20 protein-coding genes are annotated in these 18,700 nt (G+C 68.3%); 1 reads left to right on the forward strand and 19 read right to left on the reverse strand.

The annotated features are described in order from the left end of the window. Positions 1-317: 317 nt before the first annotated feature. The 19 genes from AC1DQP_RS04990 to AC1DQP_RS05080 form a co-directional block, all read right to left on the reverse strand. Positions 318-755: an excinuclease ATPase subunit gene (locus AC1DQP_RS04990; RefSeq protein ID WP_256777342.1), complete on the reverse strand. Its 438-nt coding sequence runs from the start codon at positions 753-755 to the stop codon at positions 318-320. Between the two features lie 70 nt (positions 756-825). Continuing rightward, entirely contained in the window at positions 826-2,067 is a 1,242-nt protein-coding gene (locus AC1DQP_RS04995) for a beta-ketoacyl-ACP synthase (protein ID WP_256777343.1), read from the reverse strand. After that, positions 2,067-2,798, reverse strand: a complete 732-nt coding sequence (fabG, locus tag AC1DQP_RS05000; RefSeq protein ID WP_256777344.1) for a 3-oxoacyl-ACP reductase FabG — start codon at positions 2,796-2,798, stop codon at positions 2,067-2,069. Before fabG ends, AC1DQP_RS04995 begins: the two co-directional genes overlap by 1 nt. Then, positions 2,795-3,256, reverse strand: a complete 462-nt coding sequence (locus tag AC1DQP_RS05005; RefSeq protein WP_256777345.1) for a hotdog family protein — start codon at positions 3,254-3,256, stop codon at positions 2,795-2,797. Before AC1DQP_RS05005 ends, fabG begins: the two co-directional genes overlap by 4 nt. After that, entirely contained in the window at positions 3,253-4,446 is a 1,194-nt protein-coding gene (locus AC1DQP_RS05010) for a beta-ketoacyl-[acyl-carrier-protein] synthase family protein (protein WP_457319004.1), read from the reverse strand. Before AC1DQP_RS05010 ends, AC1DQP_RS05005 begins: the two co-directional genes overlap by 4 nt. Continuing rightward, a complete protein-coding gene (locus AC1DQP_RS05015) occupies positions 4,443-4,994 on the reverse strand; it encodes a DUF3261 domain-containing protein (protein WP_457319005.1) in 552 nt (183 codons plus the stop codon). Before AC1DQP_RS05015 ends, AC1DQP_RS05010 begins: the two co-directional genes overlap by 4 nt. After that, positions 4,982-6,223 (reverse strand): NAD(P)/FAD-dependent oxidoreductase, encoded by a 1,242-nt coding sequence (locus AC1DQP_RS05020; protein ID WP_478051200.1) that lies wholly within the window; start codon positions 6,221-6,223, stop codon positions 4,982-4,984. The genes AC1DQP_RS05015 and AC1DQP_RS05020 overlap by 13 nt, the downstream gene beginning before the upstream one ends. Before the next feature lie 52 nt (positions 6,224-6,275). After that, complete coding sequence (locus tag AC1DQP_RS05025) at positions 6,276-8,660, reverse strand: MMPL family transporter (RefSeq protein WP_457319007.1); 2,385 nt, start codon at positions 8,658-8,660, stop codon at positions 6,276-6,278. After that, positions 8,638-9,267: an outer membrane lipoprotein carrier protein LolA gene (locus AC1DQP_RS05030; RefSeq protein ID WP_457319008.1), complete on the reverse strand. Its 630-nt coding sequence runs from the start codon at positions 9,265-9,267 to the stop codon at positions 8,638-8,640. Before AC1DQP_RS05030 ends, AC1DQP_RS05025 begins: the two co-directional genes overlap by 23 nt. Beyond that, on the reverse strand, positions 9,264-9,686 hold the full coding sequence (locus AC1DQP_RS05035) for an acyl-CoA thioesterase (RefSeq protein ID WP_457319009.1): 423 nt from the start codon (positions 9,684-9,686) through the stop codon (positions 9,264-9,266). Before AC1DQP_RS05035 ends, AC1DQP_RS05030 begins: the two co-directional genes overlap by 4 nt. Next, positions 9,673-11,220 (reverse strand): HAL/PAL/TAL family ammonia-lyase, encoded by a 1,548-nt coding sequence (locus AC1DQP_RS05040; protein WP_457319010.1) that lies wholly within the window; start codon positions 11,218-11,220, stop codon positions 9,673-9,675. The genes AC1DQP_RS05035 and AC1DQP_RS05040 overlap by 14 nt, the downstream gene beginning before the upstream one ends. Continuing rightward, on the reverse strand, positions 11,210-12,157 hold the full coding sequence (locus tag AC1DQP_RS05045) for an LpxL/LpxP family acyltransferase (RefSeq protein WP_256777353.1): 948 nt from the start codon (positions 12,155-12,157) through the stop codon (positions 11,210-11,212). The genes AC1DQP_RS05040 and AC1DQP_RS05045 overlap by 11 nt, the downstream gene beginning before the upstream one ends. Further along, the gene (locus AC1DQP_RS05050; protein ID WP_457319013.1) at positions 12,154-12,942 is read right to left on the reverse strand and encodes a glycosyltransferase family 2 protein; all 789 of its coding nucleotides are present in this window, start codon (positions 12,940-12,942) and stop codon (positions 12,154-12,156) included. Before AC1DQP_RS05050 ends, AC1DQP_RS05045 begins: the two co-directional genes overlap by 4 nt. After that, on the reverse strand, positions 12,935-14,620 hold the full coding sequence (locus tag AC1DQP_RS05055) for an ApeI family dehydratase (RefSeq protein WP_457319014.1): 1,686 nt from the start codon (positions 14,618-14,620) through the stop codon (positions 12,935-12,937). Before AC1DQP_RS05055 ends, AC1DQP_RS05050 begins: the two co-directional genes overlap by 8 nt. Beyond that, positions 14,613-15,164: a COG4648 family protein gene (locus AC1DQP_RS05060; RefSeq protein ID WP_256777356.1), complete on the reverse strand. Its 552-nt coding sequence runs from the start codon at positions 15,162-15,164 to the stop codon at positions 14,613-14,615. The genes AC1DQP_RS05055 and AC1DQP_RS05060 overlap by 8 nt, the downstream gene beginning before the upstream one ends. Before the next feature lie 22 nt (positions 15,165-15,186). Next, positions 15,187-15,444: an acyl carrier protein gene (locus AC1DQP_RS05065; protein WP_256777357.1), complete on the reverse strand. Its 258-nt coding sequence runs from the start codon at positions 15,442-15,444 to the stop codon at positions 15,187-15,189. 19 nt (positions 15,445-15,463) lie between these two features. After that, positions 15,464-15,724 (reverse strand): phosphopantetheine-binding protein, encoded by a 261-nt coding sequence (locus AC1DQP_RS05070; protein WP_228886160.1) that lies wholly within the window; start codon positions 15,722-15,724, stop codon positions 15,464-15,466. Continuing rightward, positions 15,711-16,514, reverse strand: a complete 804-nt coding sequence (locus AC1DQP_RS05075; RefSeq protein WP_256777358.1) for a lysophospholipid acyltransferase family protein — start codon at positions 16,512-16,514, stop codon at positions 15,711-15,713. The genes AC1DQP_RS05070 and AC1DQP_RS05075 overlap by 14 nt, the downstream gene beginning before the upstream one ends. After that, the gene (locus AC1DQP_RS05080) at positions 16,507-17,241 is read right to left on the reverse strand and encodes a beta-ketoacyl synthase chain length factor (protein WP_256777359.1); all 735 of its coding nucleotides are present in this window, start codon (positions 17,239-17,241) and stop codon (positions 16,507-16,509) included. Before AC1DQP_RS05080 ends, AC1DQP_RS05075 begins: the two co-directional genes overlap by 8 nt. Before the next feature lie 231 nt (positions 17,242-17,472). On the opposite strand from AC1DQP_RS05080, the gene AC1DQP_RS05085 reads away from it, so the two are divergent. Further along, positions 17,473-18,498: a chorismate transformation FkbO/Hyg5 family protein gene (locus AC1DQP_RS05085; RefSeq protein ID WP_256777360.1), complete on the forward strand. Its 1,026-nt coding sequence runs from the start codon at positions 17,473-17,475 to the stop codon at positions 18,496-18,498. Positions 18,499-18,700: the final 202 nt, after the last annotated feature.

Raw genomic sequence — 18,700 nt, forward strand, 5'->3', positions numbered from 1 at the left:
CACTACCGGTGGATCTTGGGCCGCGCGGTAGGTGCTGGCGAAGCAGGCCTTGGGCTTCGGCTTGGGCTTGGGCTTTCCCTTGCACACCGTGAACCTGTCGAAGGGCGGGCGTGTGTGGGTTGCCGGGGCCGTGTGTTGCCATGGATGGCAACACCGAGCCTCCATGGACGGATCTACGGCGTGCCCCGGMAACCCACACACGCCTGCCCTGCCAGCGACAGTAGTAGAGCAAAAGCTGCTTGTAGCTGTAGCTGTAGCTGTAGCGGTTGCTTCTGGATCCACGGCCACCGCTCAACAAGAGCGGTGGCACTGCGACCTTACTTGACCTTGGCGTAGGTGCCCTTGAGGGCTACGCCGGCCATGATGGTGCCGGCGTAGCACTCGTAGTTGGTCGCGCTCTTGAACTCGTTCTTCTTGTAGTAGCTCACGATGTCCACCACCGCGTTGGCGTTACGCGACTTGGCGCCGTCCTGCAGCGCGCGCAGCGCCGACAGGGCCACCCAGCGGCAGGCCTCCTCGTCGCTCTTGTTGGCCGCGTTGGTCTTCTTGTTGGTCACGTCCTCGCCGAAGCGCTGCTGGACGTTGACCTTCTCGCCGGCCAGGTAGAAACGCACGCTGCCGTCGATCCCGGCATCGCGTGCGGCCTGCGAGCTCACCAGCTCACGCAGCGACTGTTCGACACGGGTATCACGGGCCTGGGCGGTGCTGGCGACGGCGAGCAACGCGGTGGCGGCAATCAGGGCAAAACGACGCATTCAAACTTCTCCTTGTTGGTGGGGCGCAGGGTGGTGCGTGGGAAACCGGCCCGGATCCGGGCCGGGTACATCAGTCCTGCCAGCGACGGAAGATCAACGACGTGTTGATCCCGCCGAAGGCGAAATTGTTGCTCATGACATAGTCGGTCTGCAGCGCGCGGCCTTCGCCCTGGATGAAATCCAGCGCGCCGCAGCGCGGGTCCACCGCGTGCAGATTCAAGGTCGGCGCGAACCAGCCCTCGCGCATCATCTCGATCGTCATCCAGGCCTCGAACGCGCCGCAGGCACCGAGCATGTGGCCCACGTAGCTCTTCAAGGAACTGATTGGCATGCCTGGCCCGAACACCTGCGCGGTAGCCTGGGTCTCGGCGATGTCGCCGTGGTCGGTGGCGGTGCCGTGCGCGTTGACGTAGCCGATCTGCGCCGCGTCCAGGCCCGCATCTTCCAGCGCCAGGCGCATCGCCTGGGCCATCGTGTCCGCGCTCGGCTGGGTGACGTGCTGGCCATCGCTGTTGGTGCCATAGCCCACCACCTCGGCCAGGATCGTGGCACCGCGCGCCTGCGCGTGCTCCAGCTCTTCCAGGATCAGCGTACCGGCGCCCTCGCCCAGCACCAGGCCGTCGCGGTTGGCATCGAACGGGCTCGGCGTGGTCTGCGGCGCATCGTTGCGCACGCTGGTGGCAAACAACGTGTCGAACACCGCCGCGGCGGTCGCATCGAGCTGCTCGGCGCCACCGGTGACCATCACCAGTTGCTTGCCGCTGCGGATCGCCTCGTAGCCGGCGCCCACGCCCTGGCTGCCCGAGGTGCAGGCGCTGGAGGTGGTGTAGACGCGCCCGGACAGGCCGAAGAACACCCCGATGTTGACCGGCGAGGTGTGGCTCATCATCTTCAGGTACGTGGTGGCGCTGATGCCCTCGGTGGTGTGCTCGTGGAGCATGCGACCGAACTCGGCGGTGGCCTCGTGGCTGCCCGAGGACGACCCGTAGGCGACGCCGGCCATGCCACTGCGCAGCACCGGGTGGCCGAGCAGGCCGGCCGCTTCCAGCGCCAGCTCGGTGGCGCGCACCGACATCACCGCCACCTTGCCCATGCTGCGGGTGGTCTTGCGGTTGTAGTGCGCCGGCAGGTCATAGTCCTGTACCGGCGCGGCCAGGCGGGTGTTGAGGCCGTCGAAGACTTCCCACTCGGGGATGTAACGCACCGCGTTGACGCGGGCGTGCAGACGCTCGCGGATGCTCGGCCAGTCGTGGCCCAGCGGACTGAGCGCGGCGGCACCGGTGACCACCACGCGACGATCGGTTCTACGCATCAGACCATGCCTCCATTGACCGAGATCACCTGGCGGGTGATGTAGCCGGCCGATTCGGACAGCAGGAAGGAGACGGCGTGGGCGACCTCGTCCGGCTGACCCATGCGTCCGGCGGGAATGAGTTTCAGCGCGTGGTCGAGCACTTCCTGATTGACCATCTCGGTCTCGATCAGCCCCGGCGCCACGCAGTTGACGGTGATCGCGCGGCTGGCCAGTTCCAGTGCCAGCGCCTTGGTGGCACCGATGATGCCGGCCTTGGCCGCACTGTAATTGGTCTGGCCACGGTTGCCGACCAGCCCCGACACCGAGGACAGGGTGACGATGCGGCCCGGCTTGCGCCGCCGCACCATCGGCATCACCAGCGGGTGCAGCACGTTGTAGAAGCTGTCCAGGTTGGTGTGCACCACCGCGTCCCAGTCCTCGGCCGGCATCGCCGGGAAAGCGCCGTCACGGGCGATGCCCGCATTGCACACCACCCCGTAGTAGGCGCCGTGTGCTTCCACGTCGGCCTCCAGCGCGGTACGCGCGGCATCGCGGTCGGACACGTCGAACATCAGCACGCGCGCCTGCCGGCCCAGCGCCTGGATATCGGCGACCACCGCCTGTGCTTCCTCGATGCGGCTGCGGCAATGCACCACCACGTCGAAGCCGTCGCGCGCGATCCGCAGCGCCACGGCGCGGCCGATGCCCCGGCTGGCGCCGGTCACCAGCACCGTCAGATTCCCTGTCATGCCTCTCCACTCTCCAGATAGGCCATCGCATCGCGTGGTTCAAACACGGAAACGTTGGCGACCGCCAATTCGTCAGCACCTGCCAGGATCCGGCAGGCGAACATGCCCAGGCCATTTTCGCCCATCAGCTCGCACTGTGCCTCTACACGCAGGCAGGTGCCCGCCGCGAAGTACGGCTGGTGCGCGGTGTAGCGGCGGGTGCCCAGCAGGAAACCGATGGACGGCTCGCGTCCGGCCTGGCGCGCCTTGCACCCGGCCCAGGCCGCGATCGCCTGCGCCATGTATTCCACGCCCACCCAGGCCGGGACGCCCTCAGGCGTGGTGAACAGGCCATGCGCGGGCACGTCCACTTCGACCACGATCGACTCGGGCTGCCAGTCCAGCAGCCGGTCGATCAGGCGCATGCTGTCGCGGTGCGGGAGCACGTCATCGATGTTGTGCGGCAGCGGCATGCTCATGCCCGTGCCAGTGCCAGCACGGCGTTRCTGCCGCCGAAGGCGAACGAGTGGCTGAGCACATGCTGCGGCGGGTGCGCGGCCAGGGTGCCCGGCGCGACCAGGGCCAGTGCCGGCAACGCGGCGTCGGCCTGCCCGTCCCACCAGTGGGTGGGCAGCTGCTGGCGCGGGTTGTCGGCCAGGACCATCCAGCACAGCGCCGCCTCGATCGCCCCGGACGCGCCCAGGGTGTGCCCGGTCAGCGGTTTGGTCGAACTGGCTGGCACGCGCGTGCCCAGTACGGCGGCAACGGCCTGGCTTTCCATCGCATCGTTGTGGCCGGTGGCGGTGCCGTGCAGGTTGACATAGTCCACCTGTGCGGCCGACAGCCCGGCGCGGTCCAGCGCCTGCTGCATCGCATCGATGGCGCCGCGTGCCTGCGGATCGGGGGCGGACATGTGGTGCGCGTCGGACGACTCGCCCCAGCCGGACAGACGCACCGGGCCGGGTTCTGCGGTCATCAGGAACAGCGCGGCGCCCTCGCCGATATTGATGCCGTTGCGGTTGGCCGAAAACGGATTGCAGCGCGCGGCCGAGACCGACTCCAGCGCGCTGAATCCGGCCACGGTGAAGCGGCACAGCGAATCGGCGCCGCCGGCGACGACCGCATCGACCACCCCGGCGCGCAGCAGGCGCGCGGCCGACATCAGCGCCTTGGCGCTGGACGAACACGCGGTGGAGATCGTCCACGCCGGGCCGCTGCTGCCAATGCGCTCGCGCACGAAACGCGCCGAGGTGCCCATTTCCTGTTGGGCGTAATGGAAGTCGTCCGGCCACTGGCCGTGGTCACGGTGGCAGCGCAGGGCATTTTCCGATTCGCCGATGCCCGAGGTACTGGTGCCGATGATCACCGCCACGCGCTGCGCGCCGTAACGGGCGATCGCCGCATCCACCGCCGGGCGGATCTGCACCAGGGCCGCTTCCAGCAGCGCGTTGTTGCGCCCGCGCAGCGCCACCGGCAGCGCGGACAGGTCCGGCAGCGGCGTGGCCACTTCGCCCAGCGCCAGGGTGCGCCCGGCGATCAGCTGGTCGTTGTCGCGCAGGCCGCCAGGCTGGTCGGCGAACAGACCCTGACCCACCTGCGCGCGGTCGCCGCCGAGCGCGCAGACCACGCCCAGTTCATTCAGATAGATCGCGCGGCTGCTACTGCTCACGGCGGTGCCTGTTCCATGTCCAACGATTCAATCACCAGTTCATAGCCTTCGGCCAGGTTGCGCAGGCGCACCCGGCCGTCGGGCAGCGGTTCCAACAGCAACCACGCCTTGCCGCCCTGCTCCAACCGACGCTCGCCACCGGCGTCCACCAGCGTCCAGCCGGCCGGCAGCGCCGCGCGGATCGCCGCGGCCGGCCACAGCGCGAACTGCAGGTCGTCCAGCACGCGCTCGCCACGCACCTGCGGTGGCAGCCAGGGCGCACGGGTCTGTTCCAGCGTGGTGCCGTCCCAGACCATGCGCACGCCGGTCTGGCCCATTGCCTGCACCGCCAGCCGTACCTGGCTGCCATCGGCCTCGAGCAGCGCATCCAGTTCGCGTTCGTGGGTGCCGAAGCGGAACTGCAGGCGCTGCTGCAACTGCAGCGGCTGCGGCAGCGCCGACGGCGCCAACTGCAGGGTCGGCAGCTGCACCAGGGGCGCGGGCATGCGGGTGCTGGCGCAGGACGCCAGCAGCAGGCACAGCAGCAGGGAGGCGATCAGACGGTGCACAGTTCCTCCAGCACCCGCAGGCGGCGACCGGTTGCATCGGCCACGTACGGATTATTGGTGTCCCACGCGTAACCGGCCAGGATCGAGGAGATCATGCGGCGCAGTTCGGGCTGCTGGGCGGGGTGGTAGATGATCTTCTGGAAGCCGCCGGCGTACCAGGCTTCGACGAAGCGCCGGAAGGTCTTCACCCCGGCGCGCAGCGGGATGGAGAAGTCCTGCTCCCAATCCACGGCTTCACCGGCATGTTCGCGGGCCAGGCAGTCACTGGCCAGCTGCGCGGACTTGAAGGCGATGGTGACGCCGGAGGAAAACACCGGGTCGAGGAACTCGCCGGCATTGCCGAGCAGCGCATAGCCCTCGCCCCACAGCGCGCTGACGTTGGCCGAGTAGCCGGTGATGGTACGCACCGGCAGCACCGCCCATTCGGCGTTCTTGAGCAGGCGGGTCAGATTGGGGTCTTCGCCGACGATCGCCTGCAGTTTCTCCAGGTCGGTACCGGGGTATTTTTCGAAGAAGCTCGGCTCGGCGACCACGCCCAGCGAGCAGCAGCCATTGGAGAAGGGGATGGTCCAGTACCACACGTCCACGTGTTCGGGATGGGTGGTGATCAGGATCTTGTTGCGGTCAAAGCCCGCGCCGGCCGGGATGTGGTCGCGCACGTGGCAGAAGATCGCCCCGCGCACCGGGAAGTTCGACGGCGATTCCAGGTTCAACAAGCGCGGCAGCAACCGTGCGAAACCACTGGCGTCGAGGATGAAGCCGGCGTCGATGGTGTACTCGCTGCCATCGGGACGGCGTACCTGCACCCGCGCCGGGCGACCGGGCTGCACCGACAGCACTTCATCGCCGAAGCGCAGGGTGGCGCCCATGCGCTCGGCGCCGCGCGCGAGCACGTCATCGAAGTCGGCGCGCTGTACCTGGTAGGTGGTGCCCCAACCGGGCGAGAACTTGTCGCGGAAATCGAATTCGGTGCTGGCCTCGCCGCGCACGAAGGCAGCGCCGTTCTTGTACTGGAACCCGGCCTGCACCACATCCTGCAGCAGGCCTGCCGCTTCGATGTATTCCATGCTCTGCGGCAGCAGGCTCTCGCCGATCGAGAAACGCGGGAACTGCTGGCGCTCCAGCATCAGCACCTGACGACCCTGCCTGCGCAGCATGGCCGCAGCAACGGAACCGGCCGGGCCTGCGCCGATGACGAGGATCTCGGTTGTTTCCACTTGCGGGTTCATCGATACATCCTTGATCAGGAAAACGTGGGAGAAGGAAGGACAGGCGGGCGACTCACTGCGGGGCGTCGTGCGGCGGCGGCCGGAACAGCGGCGAGATCATCCACACCAGACCGATGCCGAACAACAGGGTCAGCCCGAACGCACGCAGCGCCGGCGTGGCCGACAGGCCAAGCAGGCCGAACGACAGCCAGGTACTGGCCGCGCCCACGCACACCGCCAGCCACGCACTGGCATCGCCGCGGTGCTCGATCAGGAAGATGCCGTAATCGATGCCCATGCCCAGCAGCAGCATCAGCGCCAGCACATTGAACAGCTGCAGCGGCTGGCCGAACAGGCCCAGCAGGGCCAGGGTCAGCGCGCCGGCCACCAGGGTCGGGGCGAACACGCGCCACGCCTGGGCGCGGTAGCGCCAGTAGAGCACCGCGAATACCAGCACGATGCCGACCAGCAGCAGCACGCTCATCAGCTTGCGGTAGTGCTTGAGCAGCTTGGAGAAATCGGCGGTGCGATCGACCCAGCGCACGCCCGGGATGCCTTCGGCCTGCGCTTCCAGCAAGGTCAGGGCATCGGTGCGGGACAGGTCGTCCACCATCACCACCGACGCCAGTCCGCCACCGACCTTGCCCAGCCACAGATGCCGGAACGGCATCGCCGCCGGCGAGGCCAGGAACGCGTCGGCGTCCAGGTCCTGCGCCGCGTAATCCGGGCGCACCAGCGGTTCGCCGACCGCCTGGCCCACCTTGCCGAGCACCTGCGGCTCGACCTTGGCGGTGAGTGCGGCATCGGCGTGCTGGCGCTGGCGTGACGGCAGCCAGTCGCTGATCGCGCGGTAGCCGCCGATCTGCTTCCTGGTGGACAGCACGCGCAGGCGTTCGACCAGCGCTTCCTCGCGCTGCAGTACCTGTTCGGCGTCATCGCCCTGCACCAGATAGAACTGCGCCGGGCTGGGCATGCCCAGCATCTGGCTGATGCGGATCTGCTGGTCGATCAGGGTCTTGGGCGAGGACTGCAGGCTGCGCAGGTCGTCATTGCTGCCCAGCCGCGCGATGCCGACCGCCGAGAACACGGCCACCACACCCAGGAACAGCACGGCCTTGCGCCCGTGCAGGCGCGGCCAGCGTTCCAGCGTGTTGCCCAGCCAGCGCGAGAAGCCGGTGGCGCGGATTTCGCCGCCATCCAGCCAGGGGAACCAGAAGATCACGGTCAGGAACGCGCCTGCCAGCCCGACCACCGAGAACAGCGCCATCTGGCGCAGGCCGGGGAACGGGGCCAGGCCCAGCGCCAGGTAGGCCAGCGCGCTGGTCAGCAGGGCCAGCCACAGGCCGGGCAGCAGGTGGCGCAACAGCTTCCAGCGGCGGTCGGCCGGTTCGGCCTGGCGCGACGCGAACCAGTGGATGCCGTAGTCCTCGGCCACGCCGACCAGCGACGCACCGAACACCAGGGTCAGCACGTGCACCTTGCCGAACACCAGCACCGTCACCGCCAGCGCGACGCCGCAGCCGATCAGCAGCGAGGCGGCCACCAGCAGGATCGGGCGCAGCGAACGGAAGGCCAGCCAGACCAGCAGCAGCACGGCGGCCAGCGAGCCCCAGCCGATCGTGTTGATCTCGCGGTTGGCCTGTACCGCGGCCGCTTCAGCATGCAGCGGCACGCCGGCGCGCAGTACCTCCAGCCCGGGCGCCTGCTTGTCGGCTGCGGCGGTCGCCGCATCCAGCAGCGTGTCGATATGACGCTCGCCATCGAGCTGGAACGCCGAGCCGACCGTGTCGTACTGCACGATCGACCAATGCTTGCCATCGGCTTCAAGGAGGCCGTCATCGCCCACGCGCAGGCCCGACCCCAGCGCACGCTCCTGCCACCACTGCGGCCACAGCGACAGCGGGTCCTGCCGCCATTCGGTCAGCCGGGGCGCGCCCATCGGGCCGTACAGCGCCGCCAGTGCCGATTCGGCCAGCCCATCGACCGGCTGGGCCTGCAGGCGCTGGCGCTGGTCGCTGGTGAGCAGACGGTCGCGGTAGGGCGCGTAAAAGGCGCGCGCCTGTTCGAACCAGCCTTCGATCGACCCGCTTTCCACCAGCAGCGCCTTGCCCTCGGCGCTGTCGCGCAGCGAGGCGCGGAAGGCCTGTTCGGCCGCTTTGGTCTGCGCCGCGTCGGCGCTGCCCAGCAACACCACGATCTGCCGCGCGTTGGCATCGGCGATGCGCCGGGTGACGTCGGACAGCAGCCGGTCGTTGGCATCCTGCGGCAACAGCGCCAGGATGTCGGTGTCGATCCGCGACTGGCTTTTCCACAGGTGCCATTGCTGTGCACCCAGGCCGATCAGCACCAGCAGCCAGACGATGGCCAGCCAGCGCCACACGCGCTGCAGCCGCCCGTTCGGGGTCAAGGCATTGCCCAGCCGGTTGCGCAGCGACTCATTCAAACTTGCGACCCTCATCGGCGCTCAGCTGTGCCGGGGTCTCGCTCATGCCGGCGAACTGGATGCGGGTGACATCCTGGTTGGCTTCGGTGATCTGCACCTGCCGCACGTAGCGGTCACCGCTCAGGGTGAGCGCGGTGAACACCTTGCCGAGCATCGTCGAGCGCGGGGTGAGCTGCATTCTCCAGCCGTTGTCGGGCAGCGCCTCGACCTTGACCGTGAACTGCACCGACAACGCCTGTGCGTCGCCGCTCATCAGCGCGAACATGATCGCGTTGACCGAGCGCATCGCCGGCTGCTGGCGGCCATCCAGTTCGACCCGGCTGCTGCCATCGCGCTGCCGGCTGAGGATGCGGTCGCGGGTCACCACCACCTCGGACGGGAACGGCTTGAGCGTGGTCCAGATCACGCCATGGTCCTGGGCCAGTACGAAGCGGCCCTGCGAACGCAGCGGATTCTTGAAGCCGGCGACCTGCTTTTCCTGGGTGAACTCCCCATGCAGCACGCCAACCTTGGCCACGCGCTGCTTGACCAGATCGACATCGGCAGTAGCGGGCGCGGCCAACGCCGGCACCGCCACGAGCAACGACAACAGCACGACCAGCGTGCGCAGCACAGCATTCATTTCACTTCCACTCCCAGACGGTCCCACAGCACGGACGGGCACAGGTACAGCATTTCATTGGTGGTCGCATCCACCGCCACCTGGATGGTGTAGGCACGGGTGAGGACCGTGCCGCTGTCGGCATCGAGGATCTCGTAGACGATCTTCAGCCGGTTTTCCCACTCGGTGATGGTGGCGCGCACGCGCAGCGCCTGCCCGTACAGCAGCGGGCGGATGTACTTCACCCGCGCGTCCACCACCGGCCAGAGATAGCCGGAGTCGCGCATCTGCGGGTAGTCGTAGTTGTAGCGCTGCAGCAGCGCGCAGCGCGCGATCTCGAAGTATTTGAAGTAGTTGCCGTGCCACACCACGTGCATCGGATCGCAGTCGTGGAAGGTCGGCGACAACGTCACTTCGATGCTTAGGTCAGGACTGGACATACAACTCCCAGCGCTGGCCGCGGATATCGTCGAGCAGGCCGCGCAATTCGCCATCCAGCGCGCGGTCTTCCTCGACCAGGGCGATGCGCGCGCACAGATCCTGGTACATCACGTCCAGATCGCCATGCAGGGTGGCGTTCATGCCTACCCGCTGGCGCAGCGCCACGCCCTGCCGGGCGGTGATCAGCAACGCGGCGACGACCTGTTCGGTCAGTTCGATCACGCGCAGGCAGTCGCGCGCGGCGATGGTGCCCATGCTGACCTTGTCCTGGTTGTGGCATTCGGTGGAACGCGAGAACACCGAGGCCGGCATGGTCTGCTTGAGCGCCTCGGCGGTCCACGCCGACACGCTGATCTGCAGCGCCTTCAGGCCGTGGTTGATCGCCGCACGCTCGCCGGTGGCGGCCGACAGGTTGGCCGGCAGGCCATGGTTGAAGCGCGCGTCCACCACCAGCGCCATCTGCCGGTCGAGCAGGTCGGCCAGGTTGGCGATGGTGTTCTTCAGCGCGTCCATCGCGAAGGCGATGTGGCCACCGTAGAAGTGTCCGCCGTGCAGGATGCGCTCGCCCTCTGCGTCGATCAGCGGGTTGTCGTTGGCGCTGTTGAGTTCGGTTTCGATCAACTGGCGGAAGAACGGAAGCGCGTCCTGGACCACCCCGATCACGTGCGGCGCGCAGCGCAGCGAGTAACGGTCCTGCAGGCGCTGTTCGTTGCGCGGTGGACGATCGCTGTGCAGGTCTTCGCGCAGGCGTGCGGCGATCTGCATCTGGCCCGGGTGCGGCTTGGCGGCAAACAGCATTTCATCGAAGTGGTGCGCGTTGCCGTCGCTGGCCAGCACGTTGAAGGCGGTCAGGCGGGTGGCCAGCCGGGTCAGGTAGTCGGCGCGGTCATAGGCCAGGCAGGCCAGCGCGGTCATCACCGCCGTGCCGTTCATGATCGCCAGGCCTTCCTTGGGGCGCAGTCGCAGCGGGGTCATGCCGATCTCGGCAAGCACCTCGGCGGCGGCGCGCCGCGCACCTTGGTACATCACCTCGCGCTCGCCGCACAGCACGGCGGCCACGTACGACAGCGGGGTGAGGTCGCCACTGGCACCGACCGAGCCTTCGGCCGGAATCAGCGGCAGTACGTCATGGCGCAGCAGCGTGGCCAGGCCCTGCAGCAGCGGGTGGCTGACCCCGGACATGCCGCGCACCAGCGAGGCCAGGCGCGCGGCGATCACCGCGCGGGTCTCGCTTTCATCCAGGAACCGGCCCAGGCCGCAGCCGTGGTAGGTGAACAGATGGTGCGGCAGCTCGGCCACCAGCGCCGGCGGAATGTTCACCGTGCACGAATCGCCGTAGCCGGTGGTCACCCCGTAGATGACGCCGTCTTCGCGCAGCAGGCGGTCGAGGAAGTCGGCGCCGCGCTGGATGCGCGCGGTGAAGGCCGGATCATCGGTGACGACGGCCTCGGCCTTGCGCTGGGACAGCGCGACCACGTCTTCGATGGTCAGCGGTGCATCGCCGAAGCGAATGGGGGACGACTTACTTGCCATGAGATGCCTGATCCCAGAAGGGGAAGAAATTGAACCAGTCCAAGGGTGCCTGGGTGACCTGTACTTCAAGCCAACGGGCAAACTGTTCGGCCTGCGCGGTCAGCGCGGCATCGCGCGAGCCGCGGGGCAGCACGATGCGATCGCTGAAGTGCTCGAAGCGCACGCGGTAGCCATTGCCCTCGTGCAGGCACGCCATCGTGTAGACCGGGCAGGCCAGCGCGGAGGCCAGCACATACGCGCCGATCGGGAACTGCGCCACGTGGCCGAGGAATGGCGCGGGCACGGTGCGGCCGCCACGCAGCGGCACGCGGTCGCCGACGATGGCCACAAAGCCGCCCTCGCCGACCCGGCGCTGCAGCTCCACCGCCGTGGCCGGGCCCATGTCGGTGACCTGCATCAGCTCCACCGAGGCCAGCGGATCCAGCCGCTGCATCAGCCGGTTGAAACGCTGCGCATGCGCGGTGTGCACCAGCACGGTGATGCGGAAGCCGGGCACCTGTTCGGCCAGCACCTGGCACAGTTCCAGGCAGCCGATATGCGCGGTGAGGATCAACCCGCCCTCGCGACGCGCGATCTTTTCCAGCATCAGGTCGCGCTGCAGGCGGAGGTGGCTGGGCGGATAACGCCCGCCCAGGCCGAGCAGCTTGTCCAGCAGGGTGTCGGCGAACAGCGCGAAATGCTTCAGGCTGGTCCAGCGCCCCGGCGCGCGGCCGAGCACGCCGGTATGCGCCTGCAGCCGCTGCAGGTACTGCCGCGAGGATTGCCGCGCCACGCGATTGCCCAGCCAATGGCACAGCACCACCGGGTACACGCACAGGCGGAACGGCCAGCGCCCGAACCAGCGGTGCACCCAGCACAGGAACAGCACCCCGGCCGCCGAGGTGGTTTCACCCAGGTCGGCCCAGTGCGGCGCGTTGGCCGGTGCCGGCGCGGTCATGCGACGCGCGTTCCGGCAGCACGCTGCCACAGCAGCCGCGGCGCGCGCCGGAGCATGCCGAAGAACAGGCGGGTGTGCATGCGGCTGATGCGGACGTTGTCGCGCCACACGTGGAAATGCGACACGCCGTCGCTGGGATAGGTGACCCGGGTCGACAGGCTGATCACCGGCACGTTGCGCCAGAACAGGCGCACCAGGATCTCGCTGTCGAAATCCATGCGCCGGCCAATGGTCTCCTCGCCCACCAGCCGCGTCACCGGTGCCAGCGGATACAGCCGGAAGCCGCACATCGAATCGCGGATCTGCAGCGACAAGGTGTTGATCCACACCCAGATGTGGGTGGCATAGCGCCCGTACAGCCGCGCCTTGGGCACGCTGTCGTCATAGGCAGGAATGCCGCAGATCACCGCATCGGGATGCTGCTGCGCCAGGGCGGCGAAGCGTGGGATGTCGGTGGGATCGTGCTGGCCGTCGGCATCGATCTGCAACACGTGACTGTGCCCGCGCCGGGCCGCCTCGGCGAACCCGGCCAGCATCGCACCGCCCTTGCCCTGGTTGACCGGCAGGCGCAGCAGCGCCACCTGTCCCGCAGGGTCGGCGGCCAGTGCATCGAGCACCTGCGCGCAGCCGGCATGCGAGCCATCGTCGACCAGCAGGCAGGGCAGCCCGCTGGCGAGTACGCCGCGCACGACCGCACCGATGGCGTGTTCATGGTCATAGACCGGAATCACCACCAGTGGCGTGAACGGCGCCGCCGGCCTGCCACGTCGCGCGGCTTCATGCATCGCCGAACACCACCCGGCCACTGGCGTGCACGCCGTGGTCGGAGACATAGCGGAAGCTCAGCACCGATTTGACCGCATCCCAGCCCAGGGTGAGCTGCAGGCAATCGCCGGGCCGGGCCACGTGCTGGAATTTCAGCGCATCCATGCGCGCAAAACGCGGCGGCATGGCGAAGACCTCGCGCGCGTAGTGGATCGCCCAGTCCAGCTGGACCACGCCTGGCAGGATCTTGGCCTGCGGGAAATGCCCGTCAAAGGCGATCAGGTCCGCATCCAGCGGCAACAGCAGGCGCGCGGCGTCGGCATCGCGCTGTTGCCACTGCACCACCGGGAACAACGGCCGGAACAGCGCCGCCAGCGCCGCAGCGGTGACCTTGCCCTGCGCGTTGAGCGGCAGTTCGTCGACGAAGCGCCAGCGCCGTGGACGCGTTACCGCATCGTGGCTGCTGGCCAAGTGCGCGCCCAGCGCCTGCGCATGGCGGCGGCGCTGCGCATCGTCCCAGCCGGCCACATCGGCCGGCTGTGGCACGACCACGGCCGCCAGCTGTTCGCGCGCGCCCGGCAGCACCAGCACGCGCACGTCCTGCACGTGTGGATGCAGGCGCAGCTGCTGTTCCAGCGCATCCAGCGACACCCGCCGCTCTTCGATCTTGACGATGCGGTCGGCACGCCCGAGCAGGCGGAAGCTGCGCCCGGCATCGGCGTCTACGCGGTCCTGGGTCTGCCACCAGTCCTCGTCGTGCAGGTGCGGCGAGCGCACCGACAGGCAGCCATCGTCGACCCGCCAGGCCACGCCAGGCAGCGGATGCCACTGCGGCTGGTCGGCGCTCCAACGGCGCCAGGCGATGCCGCCGGTTTCGCTGCTGCCAAAGACTTCGGTCGGTGCCACGCCCAACAGCGCACGCACCTGCAGCGCCGCGTCTTCCGGCAAGGGGCCACCGGAGGAAAACACCGCGCGCAGCTGGCCCTGGAGCGAGGACCAGTCGAGTTGTTCGGGCAGGCGTTTGAGGTGGGCCGGGGTGGCCACCAGCACCGAGGGCTGCTGCGCCAGCGCACTGACCAGGTCTTCGTGGAAGAACCGCCGTGGCTGGATCGCGCGCCCGGCCGCCAGCGGCCACAGCACGCGGAACAGCAGCCCATAGATATGCTGGTGCGACACCGTGCCATGCACCTGCGCACCTTCCAGCTGTTCGCCGAAGGCGGCCTGCAGGGCATCCACTTCGCGGGTCAGTTGGCGCATGCGCTTGACGATCGCACTTGGCGCGCCGGTGCTGCCGGAAGTGAACACCACCAGTTCCAGCTGGTTCTCGTCCAGCGGCAGCAGCGGCGCATCGGTCCGCACGTCGGCGTCCGGCTGCAGCGGTGCATGGCGGGCGGGCACATCACCGGCAAAACCGCTCACGCGCGGGCGCAGTCCTTCCAGCGTGGCCGGCAGGTTGTCGCCCCCGAGGAACACGCGCTTGCCGGCATGCCAGGCGCCCAGCAGGGCGGCGGCAAAGGCCAGGGCGTCATCAAAATACAGCGCCCAGTCGCTGCCCGGCGCGCGCGCGAACGCCTGCTGCCAGCGCAGGACCTGCTGCCTGAATTCGGGATGGCCCACGGCGCCGTGCGCCGCTTCACCCACGATGCGGCCGGGCAAGGGCGACACTGCCAGCCGGTCCAGTGCGATCCAGTCAGCCATGGGCGTGCGCCGCTTTCACCCGTCGCCGCACCAGCCATTCCCCGCCAAACAGAGCACCCATCATCACGTACGCCAACAATCCGTTGTAGAGCGCCCAGACCTGGTTGGACGCCCACAGCGCCGTGGCCAGGGCCAGACTTCCGTTGAGAACAAAGAAACCGCACCACACCCAGGTGACACGGCGGGTATAGATCACCGCGAACGGCGGCAGGTCCGGTTCGCTCAACCGCGCCAGGCGTTCCACCGCACTGGGCGGGAAGCGCAGGCTGGTGGCAAAGATCACCAGCATCACCGCGTTCACCAGCGCCGGGTACAGTTTCAGCGGCAGGGCCTGGTTGAAGGCGGTGGCCACCAGCGCCAGCACGCCGGTGCCCAGCGCGGCCACCCACCACACCGGCTGGCGGGTGGTCAGCGCGCGCAGCGCGGCCATCCCGAACAACAGCAGCGAGAGCCAGCGCGGCTCGAACCGGCCCAGCGACAGGTACACCACCAGCGGGTATGCCAACGACAGCAACGCAAACGCCGCGACGCGCACCCGGACCATGGTCAGTGTCCTGCGGCAGCCGTCAGGCGGCTGCTTGACCGGGCAACAGCCCGTGCACCACGTCGACGATGTCCTGCACGGTGCGCACCGACTTGAATGCCTCCGGCTGCAGGTTGCGGCCGAGCAACGGCTTGAGCTGCACGATCAGGTCGACCGCGTCGATGCTGTCGATGTCCAGGTCGTCGTACAGACGGGCCTGGGGGGTGATGCGCGTCGGCTCGATCTCAAAGCTGTCCTTGAGGATCTTGACGATGCGATCGAAAAGTTCGTTCTTGGTCATGGCAAATCCTGACGCGCCGTTACGACGGCTGGCGTGCGGCGACAAACTCGCTCAGGGCACGCACGCTGGAGAAATGGCGACGGGTCTCTTCCGAATCCGCGGACAGGCTGACACCGTACTTTTTCTGCAGGGCCAAACCAAGTTCAAGCGCGTCAATCGAATCCAGGCCCAGTCCCTCGACAAACAGGGGTGCTGCGGGATCGATGTCTTCGGGAGTGATGTCTTCCAGTGAAAGCGATGAAATGATCAATTCCTTGATCTCGTGCTCAAGTGCCTGCACGGCTTGGTTCTCCAGCGAAGTCAAAGTAATGGGCAAGATGATCGGTCACGCGTCGGGCCGCCAAGGCATCCCCCCTGGGCGTGTCGCCGGCTACGACCAGAAACGGGGCGATCGGGAGATCTTCCCCGACTTCCAGCTGAACGTGAAAACGCCGTGATGGCACACGATACCATTTCTGGCCCTTGGTCAGGGTAGGCGGGGTACAGGTGATCCTGACCGGGGTTATGTCCAGCCGGCCGCGCACGGCGATGTTGGCCGCCCCGCGCTGCAGCCGCAGCGGCTGGCCGGGGACCGTGCGGGTGCCCTCGGGGAAGATCACCAGGTTGCCGCCCGCCTGGACGGCGGCGATGCAGTCGTCGATCAGCCCGGCGCCGTCGTCGTTGGAGACGTAGCCGGCCGCCCGCACCGGGCCGCGCATGAACGGGTTGCAGGCCACGGCCCGCTTGACCACGCAGTCGGCGTTGGGGAGCTGGGCGATCAGCAGGACCACGTCGATCAGGGTGGGATGGTTGGCCAGGATCAGCAGCCCAGTGCGCTGCAGGCGCTCGGCCCCCCGGATTTCATAGGTCATCACCCCCAGACGGTGCATCAGGCCGACGTGGCTGGCGAAGCTGAGCTGGACCAGGCGCCGGGCCAGTGCGCGGCGCCGGAGCGGGTTGCGGACCAGGAACAGCAGCGGGAACAGCACCCCGCCCAGCAGCAGGCCGCCCAGACCGAACACGGCAAAGCTGACGCCGGTGCCGAACACGCGCCAGGCATGATTCAGACGGGCCGGCCAGCGCTCAGCCATGGCGCTGCCAGGTCCACTGCTGGCCGTCGGCGGCCAGCTGCAGGCTCGCATCGCCGGCAAGCAGGAAGCGCATCGCCTCCAGGCCGTGCGGTAGCGCGGCGGCCGGGCTGTCGGCGTCGGCAGCGCTCCAGTTCAGCGACAGCCGGGCGCCGGGACGGTCGGCCCTGGCCAGGCGCCAGCACCAGGCGTAGTACGGGTCCGGCTCGTCGGCGAAGCCGGCGTAGACCGGTGGCAACTGCGATTCGTAGATGACCACGCGCACTTCCGGGGCGCCGTCGGCCAGCAGGCCATATGCCTCCACGCAGGCCGTCTCGACCGTGGCCCGGCCGGCGGCCAGGGCCAGGTAGTTGCCGCGGTGGCCGCGGGCGATGGAGTACAGCGCGGCCACGGCGTTGTGCACCGACAGGCCGAAGGCGGTCGGGGACATGCCGTTATCGGCACACAGGTTGTCCAGAAGCTCCATCGACCGGGCGACATCGCCATGCCGGGAAGCAAACACCAGCGGCACCTGGCCACCGTCATCGGGTTGCTCGCACCAGCAGGCCGCCTGGATGGCCATGCGCCCGAGCCGCTCGATGCGCCGGCGCTGCATGGCGGGCACTTCGGACAACGCCGGGGTGTCATCGCCCTGCGGCAATGCCGGTGCCTGCGACCAGGCCTGCCAGGCTTCCTTCGAGGTCAGGCCCGGTGCCCAGGCCGACCAATCCACCACTGAAAACTCGATCATTCACGCCAACATGTTGATGGGCACCCGGGGCGCAGTGCTTGAAAGGGGTGCGCCGACGCCTTGGACAGGGCCTGCCCGACCCGCAGACACTTCCCCGTGGGTGGAGTGGGCAGCAGGCGCGTGGCGACGCGATCTTCCCGGTGGCGCGGCTGGGACATCCCAACGCACCGCCGTAAAAAGGAGCGCACGCTATCATGACACCCTTGGCACTGGCAGCATTCACAATCTGAAATGAGCAGCACGATCCACGACGCATCGGCCCCGGCGGTCGCTTCCCATCCGACCGGACCGGCCTTGTTCAGCGTGGGCTATGCGCCTGCGTCGTTGCGCGATGCGGCCCTGGCCGATCCCTGCACGCTGGCGATCTTCGGTTTCGGCGCGCGTGATGCGCGGCTGGACGGGGATCCGCGCTGGCTGCAGGTGCCGCTGGCCGAGCACGGTCCAGCGCAGGTGGAGGTATGGCGTTCGCCGACGCCGGTGCGCTGCGGGGTGACCGACGGGGTACGGTGGTCGCACAACGAGACGGTGCTGTTCGGGGTACTGGAAATTGAAGAAGTGGACGGGGATATCGCGTCGGCCGCAGCAGATGCCTACGCAAGAATGAGTAGCTTTCTGACCAGTTCGGGATTCCCGCACCTGCTGCGGACGTGGAATTACCTGGATGCGGTGACCGAGGGCGACGGCGACCAGGAGCGGTACCGGCGCTTCTGCGTGGGGCGGGTGCAGGGGCTGCGCGAACTGGACGAGGCAGCGTTGCCGGCGGCGACGTGCATCGGGCGCTTCGACGGCGAGCGGCGTCTGCAGGTGTACTGGCTGGCAGGGCGCGACGCCGGGCTGCCGTTGGAAAATCCGCGCCAGGTGAGCGCGTTCCGTTATCCACGCCAGTATGGCCCGCAGTCGCCGAGTTTTTCGCGGGCGCTGCTGGCGCCGGCGGCGACGGGCTTGCCGTTGCTGCAGTCGGGAACGGCAGCGATCGTGGGCCATGTGTCCCAGCACACCGGGGCGGTGGATGAACAGTTGCGCGAGACGTTGACCAATCTGCAGAGTCTGGTGGACGCGGCCCGCCGGCAACGGCCGTCGCTGTCACCGACGCTGGGGGCCGGATCGGTGCTGAAGGTCTACGTGCGTCGCGCCGAGGACATGCCGGCGGTAGCCGCGCAGATGGCCGCGCTGCCGGGCGCGCCGGCCTTCGTGGTGTTGCACGCCGAGGTCTGTCGCGCCGAACTGCTGGTCGAGATCGAAGGCCTGCACGGCTGAGCCGCGTCCTGCGCGGAACGCACCATGGTTCGACCGTAGAGCCGACCGTTGGTCGGCTGCATGTCTGCCAACACCCTTCAACGCTCAACACATGCTGATTGGGGTCGGTGTGGGTGGGTTGGCGGGACACGCCGTAAATCCATCCGTGGAGGCTCGCGTGCGCCATCCATGGCGCACGACGGTCACGCCCACCCACCCACAC

This window comes from Stenotrophomonas sp. P5_A8 (genome assembly GCF_056400545.1).

Coding starts and splice junctions, on each gene's coding strand:
- AC1DQP_RS05020 (WP_478051200.1), bottom strand. CDS start 6,223: ATGAACCCGCAAGTGGAAACAACCGAGATCCTCGTCATCGGCGCAGGC.
- AC1DQP_RS05030 (WP_457319008.1), bottom strand. CDS start 9,267: ATGAATGCTGTGCTGCGCACGCTGGTCGTGCTGTTGTCGTTGCTCGTG.
- AC1DQP_RS05080 (WP_256777359.1), bottom strand. CDS start 17,241: ATGATCGAGTTTTCAGTGGTGGATTGGTCGGCCTGGGCACCGGGCCTG.
- AC1DQP_RS05065 (WP_256777357.1), bottom strand. CDS start 15,444: ATGACCAAGAACGAACTTTTCGATCGCATCGTCAAGATCCTCAAGGAC.
- AC1DQP_RS05075 (WP_256777358.1), bottom strand. CDS start 16,514: ATGGCTGAGCGCTGGCCGGCCCGTCTGAATCATGCCTGGCGCGTGTTC.
- AC1DQP_RS05035 (WP_457319009.1), bottom strand. CDS start 9,686: ATGTCCAGTCCTGACCTAAGCATCGAAGTGACGTTGTCGCCGACCTTC.
- AC1DQP_RS05055 (WP_457319014.1), bottom strand. CDS start 14,620: ATGGCTGACTGGATCGCACTGGACCGGCTGGCAGTGTCGCCCTTGCCC.
- AC1DQP_RS05050 (WP_457319013.1), bottom strand. CDS start 12,942: ATGCATGAAGCCGCGCGACGTGGCAGGCCGGCGGCGCCGTTCACGCCA.
- AC1DQP_RS04990 (WP_256777342.1), bottom strand. CDS start 755: ATGCGTCGTTTTGCCCTGATTGCCGCCACCGCGTTGCTCGCCGTCGCC.
- AC1DQP_RS05060 (WP_256777356.1), bottom strand. CDS start 15,164: ATGGTCCGGGTGCGCGTCGCGGCGTTTGCGTTGCTGTCGTTGGCATAC.
- AC1DQP_RS05040 (WP_457319010.1), bottom strand. CDS start 11,220: ATGGCAAGTAAGTCGTCCCCCATTCGCTTCGGCGATGCACCGCTGACC.
- AC1DQP_RS05025 (WP_457319007.1), bottom strand. CDS start 8,660: ATGAGGGTCGCAAGTTTGAATGAGTCGCTGCGCAACCGGCTGGGCAAT.
- AC1DQP_RS05045 (WP_256777353.1), bottom strand. CDS start 12,157: ATGACCGCGCCGGCACCGGCCAACGCGCCGCACTGGGCCGACCTGGGT.
- AC1DQP_RS05085 (WP_256777360.1), top strand. CDS start 17,473: ATGAGCAGCACGATCCACGACGCATCGGCCCCGGCGGTCGCTTCCCAT.
- AC1DQP_RS04995 (WP_256777343.1), bottom strand. CDS start 2,067: ATGCGTAGAACCGATCGTCGCGTGGTGGTCACCGGTGCCGCCGCGCTC.
- fabG (WP_256777344.1), bottom strand. CDS start 2,798: ATGACAGGGAATCTGACGGTGCTGGTGACCGGCGCCAGCCGGGGCATC.
- AC1DQP_RS05005 (WP_256777345.1), bottom strand. CDS start 3,256: ATGAGCATGCCGCTGCCGCACAACATCGATGACGTGCTCCCGCACCGC.